The 2126-nt window shown below is 43.4% G+C and carries 1 protein-coding gene; it reads left to right on the top strand.

The window, feature by feature from the left end:
* Positions 1 to 106 precede the first annotated feature (106 nt).
* Positions 107 to 1657: a carbohydrate-binding domain-containing protein gene (locus tag A37S_RS25855; protein WP_036603978.1), complete on the top strand. Its 1551-nt coding sequence runs from the start codon at positions 107 to 109 to the stop codon at positions 1655 to 1657.
* Positions 1658 to 2126: the final 469 nt, after the last annotated feature.

The following is a 2126-nucleotide window of genomic DNA, read 5'->3' as shown; positions in this document are numbered from 1 at the left end:
GCATCATACAAGTACATTTAGTTGTGGTAAACCAAAGTTCTTGGTTTTGATGCTTACTTTTTATCTTTAATTAACCCGCAACTTGGGTTAATTAATCAACTAAGATATGATCAAGATATTAAACAACAACAAACATCTGTTTTTTTCTTTATTGCTTGCCATACATGTTCTGACCATTGCTTCCTGTTCCAAGGAAGATAGCAATACCACGGATTACGATGCCATCGAAGGCGGAACGGTGGCCATTGACGAATCTGCCTATACATCTGGCACGGCAGAGGGAACCACGGAGACAGGTTACGATGAAGAGGATATATTGGCCAATTCTACTTTTTCAAAAACAGTGGCTATTGCGTTTGGATCTGCCGTCACCGTTACCAATCCCTATGCTGGGAGCGGTGTCACGGTTACCTATAGTGGTCAGGACGTGGTTGTCAATTCCACCATCAGCGAGGTGGAGTATGTGTTAAGTGGTACTGCCACCGATGGCTCGATAAAAATATATAGTGACAAGAAATTCAAGTTGAACTTGAACGGTGTATCCATCACCAACGCCGACGGGCCTGCTATCAATATTCAATCGTCCAAAAGGGTATTTGTAGTTTTGGCAGACAATACTTCCAACAGCTTGACAGATGGCGCTACATATGCTGCGGCAGTGAATGGCGAGGATCAGAAAGCAACTTTTTTCAGTGAAGGGCAGCTCATTTTTAGTGGTACCGGCACGCTGAACGTGGCTGGCAAGTATAAACATGCCATTTGCAGCGATGACTATGTACGAGTTATTGGTGGAACCATTAACATCACGGAAGCTGCATCTGACGGAATCCATACCAACGATGCGTTCATAGCCGATGGTGGAACGTTCAATATAGCGGCCAGCAGTGACGGCATTGAAGTGGAAGAAGGCTTCGTCATTATCAATGATGGCCTGTTTGCCATCAATGTGGTTGATGACGCTATAACGGCCTCTTATGAGGAGGGCGATGCTTCCATTGATCCTTATGTGGTCATCAATGGAGGCGATTTCACCATCAATACCACGGAAGGAGAGGGGATTGAAAGCAAGAGCCATATGACGATCAATAATGGTACTATCTATGCAAAGACGGCCGATGATGCGCTGAATGCGGGAACGGCATTGTATATAAATGGAGGGAAGATATTTACTTATAGTACGGGCAATGATGCCATTGACAGTAATGGAATAATTACTATCACAGGAGGAATGACCATTGCCGTCGGTTCACGCTCACCCGAAGGTGGCTTTGATTGCGATGGTAACACGTTCAAGATAACAGGAGGTTTCGCACTTGGCTTAGGTGGTTCTACGAGCGGTCCTACGGCAAGTGTTTCTACGGTTCGGTCGGTCATCACGGGCGGTGTATCGGCCAATCAGATCGTCCATATCGAAGATGCATCTGGAAATGAGGTGTTGACGTTTTTGAATCCAACCAGCTTCAGTACCATGCTATTTGCTAGTAGCAAAATGAAAGCCAGTACACAATACAATATATATGTTGGAGGAAGTGTAAGTGATGCTACGGACTTTAATGGTATATATACCGCAGGCACCTATACTCGAGGAACAGTTGCCGCTAATTTCACAACCTCCAATATGGTAACACAAATTGGTGGAAGCGTAAGCAGAATGTAGCAGCCGATATCTGTTGGGTGCACGACAAAATGCAGTTTCGTCATTTGTCGTCATTGCCTGCCTGCGGTAGGCAGGCGAGGAGGTACGACGTGGCAATCTGACAAACGAAAAACGCAGATTATTCATTTGTGTTTGTTTTCAATCGTATTCATGAGCTCACTTCGTTCGGTTATCACGTCGCTAACGCTCCTCATAATGACGCGTTTTTGTGTTTGCGGATTTTTTTCGTGCACCCATATCGGTTCTGACGCCTGTCTTTCTGGAAATAATTCGGTATAGATTGTTTTGAAGGTTTTTTGCGAAATATTGTTGAGGAAATTGTATAAAATAACCTAACTTTGTTAAGTATTTTTATAATTTACTAAGTCGACTTATTATTTTTCACTACTGACCGACAAAAAATAATTTAAGGAGCTGCCATATCTGGCAAGCTCCTTTTTTCATATTTTGGTTTTACGACAAACTAAAA

This window comes from Olivibacter sitiensis DSM 17696, from assembly GCF_000427965.1.
GTDB lineage: Bacteria > Bacteroidota > Bacteroidia > Sphingobacteriales > Sphingobacteriaceae > Olivibacter > Olivibacter sitiensis.
This window is presented reverse-complemented; position numbering and strand designations above follow the sequence as displayed.

Coding starts and splice junctions, on each gene's coding strand:
- A37S_RS25855 (WP_036603978.1), top strand. CDS start 107: ATGATCAAGATATTAAACAACAACAAACATCTGTTTTTTTCTTTATTG.